Origin of the sequence: Caldicoprobacter sp. (assembly GCF_047459465.1) — a bacterium.
Lineage (GTDB): Bacteria > Bacillota > Clostridia > Caldicoprobacterales > Caldicoprobacteraceae > Caldicoprobacter.
Map to the genome: position 1 here is coordinate 1 of NZ_VSCO01000100.1, position 6660 is coordinate 6660.

A 6660-nucleotide genomic window follows, 5' to 3' on the forward strand; every position below is an offset into this window, starting at 1 on the left:
CTGGTTTATTGTTTGTGAAAACCTTAAGCCAAGCTTCCCACAAAAAATTGAGCTCGGAATACATAAGATTACTGCCAAATGGCGGATCGGTAAAGATATAGTCTATTGAGTTATTTTTTATTAATTCAAAATTACTAGTATCTTGACATGATATTAGAACTAAATTCTCCTGGAAAACATTGACCCATTTATTTTTACATAATAAGTCAATTTTATCTTTAATGAAACGTAAAGGCCTGTTTTCTTGAATTTATGAGGAAATATACAATGTTCCTTTTATTATTCCACCTTTTCTATTAATTCTAAAGCTATACATTTTTGTATGAACTAAAACACTAGCAGTCAAAAACCATACAAAAATAGAAAATAAAGGTAAATTCTTTATCTTATGGTATAACGTCGCCAACACCCACAAATTCCTCTTGGTATAAAAATGATGCACATGCGTTATACCATGGGATTTCTTAGGCTGTTCAGTATTATACCCCTCGGGCATTCTATCAGTTGGATACCAATATGGTATATCCATCTCATCTATCTTCTTAAGCAGCTCAAAGTCAAAGGCATCGGGCTTTTTCTCGTACCGTTTTTTGCCCACAGAATAGTTTATCAGTACAGGCACCTGCTTGGCAAAGGTACACATCTGGTTAAGCGCCCTGTCGTACACCGTTTCCTTTGCTCTGTCGCAGTCGGTTTTTTTAAGCTCGCTTAAGCAGTGCGGACAACGGAAATGCTCCGACACCTTGCCTTTTTCCTTATCCACCGCCACATCCCAGAATACGAATTCCTTGGAGCAGTACGGGCAGACAAACACATCAGACCAAACCACGTAGTTTATCTTTCCTTTTATGGGGTTCCCATCAAGGCCTTTTATCGGATTACCCTTCTCATCCGTATGAAGGGTCTCGTACATCCAACCGCATTCCTTTTCACATTCATCCAGTATCCTTTTGGCCTCCTTTTCAAATTCAGCAACATCCACCGGCAGGTTGTAGTTTGCAGCTATGAACGTAGCAGCGGGCGATAAATCATTAAGGATTGCCTTCCTTGCCCCCCATTTTACGTAAGGCATCTCCTTTTCGATCTGCATCTTAAATTCCGGGTCGGGATTTTCGCACATCTGAGCAGCCACGCCCGTCATGCCGGTACCGCAAAAGCCGTCAAACACGATATCCCCCGGATCCGTGTAGTGAAGTATATAGCGCATTATGGCCTTATACGGAACTTTGGTGTGGTAACTGTGAGCGTTGTAAATGGGGTCATTCTTCCCCTCGCTTACGTCGGCTGCAAACGGCTCTCTATGATATGTATCGGTGGCCTCATCATAAGGCTTGCCGTGTTGCTTTATGAAATCCTCAATAAAAGGATTGGGACACGCGGTATAATAAGGAGGCTGGGACAAGGCAATTATATCCTCATCCCTGCCAATTGGGAAACCCTCTATATGCCTTACGCTGTCCAAGTGCTCTTTTGTAAGCTTCATCCGTCAGCCCTCCTGTATATCTCTATTCCATCCCTTTCTATGCTTTTCTTAAAGTCATCATTACCCAAACTGTTTACATCAACCACATCAACCTTGTATATCCCGGCTGCACGGTCTATATCGTCGATAAGTCCAGGACAAGCTCGGCCATCAGTATATATGGCAATGTCAATATCTGAGTCATAACGGTAGTCACCCCTGGCTCTTGAACCGAATATGACGGCTCTCTTTACGGCTTTGTGCTTGGATATTGCCGATATGATTTTTTGAACTATATGCTCTTCAAGGCCAAATCTCATGGCTCTATCTCCCTGCTTATGGCTTCTTTTAATCTGCTCATGGCTGGATAATATCTATCTTTTACCTTTTCGTAAATGCGCCTGGCCGTACCTTGATCATAAGTATGAGAGGTAAGATTTCTGTCGTCCAACATTTCAAGCCATACATCTCCCTCGTCGATCAAGCCGGCAGCAAACGCCTCCTTAAAAGCCTGCCTGGGCGTCTTGACATCGGCTATGCCGCTGTAAGACATATAAGCCTTGATGAGCTTCCAGGATAGTTCGTATGTGAACTCAAACCTCTGTATAACTGCATCCAAAACGATATCATCGGATTGGTCCCTTTCCAGCGCTTCCTTCAGCCGGTTTAAAGCTTTTGAAAAATCCTCAAGCTTTTCCCTTAACTTCTGTATATCCATACACAAGCCTCCACATTTATTTCTTTACAATAATCCTCAACTTGCCTTTATCTCTCCCCCTGCTCCATTCTTTCACAAGGCTCTCAAACCTTTTCATCATATCATCTACCGTACAGGGTCCCCATGATGCCATAACTTCCGCCAAATCAGATGCATTAACCTCAACCTTGTCAAGGCCCTTAAGCAGGGTGTTTACCGCGTCCACAAAATTGTCATCAACCACATCCGGAAGTTCCCGTTTTGCCAAAAACTCTTCAATTAGCTTACGCTGCCCAGCCTCAAGGTATTGAAGGTCTTGAAGTACCAATGGATCTTCTATACTGGAAAGAATATTCCTGGTCCATTCTTTTTTAAGCTGTTCCAGTTTGTCTTCTACAACATCTAGCCTGCCCTTGGCCGGCTTCTCTTTGTCTGATGGTTTAAAATTACAATGCGGACAGTAATGGTTTTGTTGAAGTTCTACCGGAGTCAGCTGGTAACATACCTTTAAAGATGCCAGTTCTCCATCGATTATCTCATCGAGCTTGCTTACAGCAAGTATTCCTTCAATTTTGCTAAGCTTTTTCAAGTTTGCCAACAGCTGGCTTTGTTGTATTTCTACCTTCCTTGCGCTCTCACTTAAGCCCAAACGATATTTTTCATGAAGATCCATGTAATAAGTAATATATTCTTCCTTCAATTTGCTCAACCTGCTATTGAGGGCAGAGGCATAATCCTCATCGGTTGAATCCTTAAGCCGGTCCCTTATCCTTAAAAACTCCTGTTTTTCGTCCTTTATCCTCTCAAGCCATTGTGGGTCATCTAGTATGAGCTCTACCTTGCTGAAATACTCTACATTGGCTGAACAGCTATTTCTAAAAGCTTCATACCTTTCCACTATCTTAATTACTTTTATTCCTTCTGCTATCTTTTCAAGCTGCTCTATGGTATAATCAAAATTCTTCAACTTTGCAGGGGTGTTAAACCTGCTTATCACTGAATTGCCAAAATTTCGTACCATCTCTATCTTTTCGATATAATCCTTCATTACGTTAGCAGGAATAAGAAGCTCTCCCCACAGCGAAAAATTCCCTTTTAGAAGCTCCTTTGCCCGCAGTCCCCTCTTCAAAATCTGAGTTATGCTCTCCAAAAGTCGGCTTACCGCTTGTTCCCAAGTATTTGGATTGACGATAAGCCCTTCGGGCAGACCCAGTATGCTAAACAACTTTTTAAGCTCGGCCATTGCGGGAGTCTTGGGCCTATCTATATGCTTAAAATTGTAAAGATCAATGAAATTGGCATTGACCATACTTTCCAGGTTCGAAGCATCGTAGCGCTTGTTATTTCCTGCCAAAATGGTCACATGCCCGCTGTAAACCAAGGCCGCTAGAATCAATACTATCCATTCCCGGTCCAGCTTAAACTCCGTATCATAATACACATCTTCATATGGGTTTTCAAATATATCGGAAGCATTTAAAACAGCCCCGGGAGGCAGCTTCTCCATTTTTCTAATGAAGTGACGGGCATACATGGACCTCTCGGGTTTTATCTTAGAGCCTTCCAAAAGCCCAAAGCTGTCAAGCAGGTTTGCACCATCCTGCGTATTTTTCCCGGCAATGTAATCCAAACCCCTGCGGAGCACCTCAGTGTAGTTCTCCCTGGTTACTTTCACTTTAAATTTAGGATACCAGGGATATTTTTCGGCAAAATACTCGGAAAGCAAGACCGAAGCCGTAGTATCGATAATTTCTTTAAAGGTCTTATCATTCAGTCTTCGCCCATGGAGTACCTCCACAATCTGCCTGTTTACACCTTTGTATGTAACGGTAAAGCATGAAAGCTTATGAGTGTTCAGCCACTTCAAAGCAGCTTTCCTATGCTCATCTGCTTTTTTAGCATAAACCCTCTTGCTGTCGGCCTGGCCCGATAGCTGTTCCATCTCCTTTGCACCTGCAAAAAGCCTTAAATGCTCCTGAAACTCCTCATCGCCTTTAAACTTGAAAAACACCTCATCATCCTTTTTCTCATCAACCGCAGTCAGCTGTCCGTAAGGCGGCAAAAAGTATATGTAAAAATCCCTGGGCGGCTGTGCCGTAGGCCGTTCGTTAGATTCACCCATAAATAAGTAGCCACTTCTAAAGATGTTCCTGTCTTCCCAGTTTATGAAGTATTCATAAATCCGGTGGCCACTTACATACTCTGCCGCCTGCCAGTCAAGCATATCATAAATAATGGCAAAGAAGTACCTGTTAAGTTGGGAGTCATGAAGGGTATCGGCCCTTTGTTCTATCTTCGCGTCATAGTCTATGTCCTTCTTTAAGTCAAGGAAGTACTGCTCATTGTCCTTGTTGTACTCTATAAACTGGCCGCTCACAGTCTCCATGATGGCTTTCATCACCGACTGGATGGTCGATAAAAGGAACTCCTCATCCTTAACTGGCATATCTATGTACAGGCACAGGTCATCCTTTAAGTTTTGTACGGTAAGCCCTGCCCTGACATCCAAGCCACCGGTGGTAAGCCTGTAAACGCTTAAAGCGTAAATTATTCTTATGGCCAAGGGTTTATATATGGCCTTAGCAGTAAACGACCTATTGATTATGTCTTCCAGCACGCTGCTCTTGTCCAGCACTTCTTTAATCTCCGGCTCTGCCTTCTTAGCCATGTTTTCCTTTATGTACTTCCAGTACGAATCGTAAGATTTAATGCCCGGCTGATCCTCCGGTACCTCTTGGTCCACTATCTCCTTCACCGTAGCGGATATGGTCTTGAGTACCTCCCGCTTTTCGGCTAGATATACCCGCTGGAAGGTCTCGATATAGGCTGGATGTATGGGGAAAAGCTCCACAAACTCTTCCAAGCGCTCGGCCATGTTTTTATAGAGGCTGCAAAACTTCTTCAAGTGCTCCCTTATCCATGCCTTTTGCTCCGGAGTCTTCTTAAGTATTCGCTCGGATACCACATACGCGATATCTTCCCTGCGGATGATGGCCTGTTCATACCTGTCCTTTACCTTAAGCAGGGTGCTGGCCACAAAATTGAAGCTAGGGCTTTCAAATAGCGATTCCTGTACACCGCATATGACCCTGAACCTGGAATTTTTTATAAACTCGCCCAGCTCTCTTAAAAAAGAAAGATCATACCTGACTTCCATTTCAGTGCGGCTCTTTAAATAGTCCAGAAGCTCGTCAATTACAAGGAGGTAACCTTTGGGGCCATAAACCGCTTCAAACTTTTCCATCATCTCGTTGAGCGCATACTTGTTGCTACTTATGGTATCTGCGGGAGGGAAGGTGTAATATATGCCACGCCTTGCCAGATCCTTTTCAAGCTCGCTTGTTATTATATCCCGTAGAGAAGTCTTGACAGCCCCTATTTCTATGCGCAGCACTTCAAACCTTCCCGCAATTGGCCGCATGTACTCGGCAAATTTTTTATTCTTTAAATATTTTAAGTTATTGGCATCCTCAGCGATGGCGGAGATGACCGACATCAGGTGGGATTTACCGGTGCCGTAGTTGCCCACCAAAAACACGCCCTTGTTGTCGATCACCTCATCCAGGCTAAGCTGGGACAGAATCTTCTCGTTGAGCATGTCCGCCATGTCGTCCGACATCACGTAGGTTTCAACCAATTTAGCAGCTTTTGAGGAATCGTCAGCATCCTTTATCTGTATAACCGTCTCAATAGGGTCAAAGTTTATAAGCTCACCATATCTCATGGACTGTACCCCCTATCTTGTGATACAGCACACGCCGTAATTTTTAATCTCATATCTATGAAAATCCGGACAATCCGGTTGCGCATAAGTCAGCACACCATCCTGATAATCGCCAGCCCATATCACCAAAAGCCTCTTGTTCTTGCCAGCCAGCTGTAAGGTCCTTATGACGTCAAGGGAATACTCGGGAGAAAATAAAAGGTCTATGTTTTCCACCACGATATTCCTAGAAGGCGTTTTCTTTATGGCGTTTATCACTACATCGGCCACCATCCTCTTCCTTTGCTCCTTTGGAAGCCTGCATAGCTGTTCTGATACCACAAGCCCGAGATTTATCCATTTCCAATTTGAAAAGAAAGCCTTCACCAGCTCTTTATCTACACATGCAACCATTATGTTGCCAGCATTTGAAGTATAACCTTGGGCAACTTGCCTCAGGCTCAACTCATTATCCCCATAGCTCACGTTTATTCCGCCTCTTATTTTAAATGTGATAATTCATAACTGGAAAGCCTATCTTGAATAGATTATACTATATTTGCCATCAATTGTGAACAAAATCAGAAAATTCAATCCGATATTAGCTAACCTTACTCAGTAGCATGCTTTCTGTTTTCTAACACTTTTTTATAACTTATAAAACAAACTCCTCTACTGATACGGCTGTTCCCAATACGCATGGTCAACGGAATAATATGAACTTGATTATAAATCCATCGGGAAGAACAATAGAGGATAGGATCAATCCTCCGGAAGGATTTGAACGCATAAAAGTAG

The 6660-nt window shown here is 43.0% G+C and carries 4 protein-coding genes and 1 pseudogene; all 5 read right to left on the reverse strand.

From position 1 onward, the window contains the following. A pseudogene (locus FWJ59_RS06955) lies at positions 1–1483 on the reverse strand (DNA methyltransferase); the annotation flags it as partial. After that, complete coding sequence (locus FWJ59_RS06960) at positions 1480–1782, reverse strand: nucleotidyltransferase family protein (RefSeq protein ID WP_414481231.1); 303 nt, start codon at positions 1780–1782, stop codon at positions 1480–1482. The gene FWJ59_RS06960 and the pseudogene FWJ59_RS06955, both read right to left, overlap by 4 nt. After that, the gene (locus FWJ59_RS06965; protein ID WP_414481232.1) at positions 1779–2180 is read right to left on the reverse strand and encodes a nucleotidyltransferase substrate binding protein; all 402 of its coding nucleotides are present in this window, start codon (positions 2178–2180) and stop codon (positions 1779–1781) included. Before FWJ59_RS06965 ends, FWJ59_RS06960 begins: the two co-directional genes overlap by 4 nt. A gap of 16 nt (positions 2181–2196) precedes the next feature. Then, on the reverse strand, positions 2197–5883 hold the full coding sequence (locus FWJ59_RS06970) for a DUF6079 family protein (protein WP_414481233.1): 3687 nt from the start codon (positions 5881–5883) through the stop codon (positions 2197–2199). A gap of 12 nt (positions 5884–5895) precedes the next feature. Beyond that, complete coding sequence (gene brxF, locus FWJ59_RS06975) at positions 5896–6348, reverse strand: BREX-3 system P-loop-containing protein BrxF (protein ID WP_414481234.1); 453 nt, start codon at positions 6346–6348, stop codon at positions 5896–5898. Between the last annotated feature and the right edge of the window lie 312 nt (positions 6349–6660).

Bases quoted from the DNA above. Each gene is read 5' to 3' on its own strand.
- FWJ59_RS06960 (WP_414481231.1), bottom strand. From the start codon at position 1,782: ATGAGATTTGGCCTTGAAGAGCATATAGTTCAAAAAATCATATCGGCA.
- FWJ59_RS06965 (WP_414481232.1), bottom strand. From the start codon at position 2,180: ATGGATATACAGAAGTTAAGGGAAAAGCTTGAGGATTTTTCAAAAGCT.
- FWJ59_RS06970 (WP_414481233.1), bottom strand. From the start codon at position 5,883: ATGAGATATGGTGAGCTTATAAACTTTGACCCTATTGAGACGGTTATA.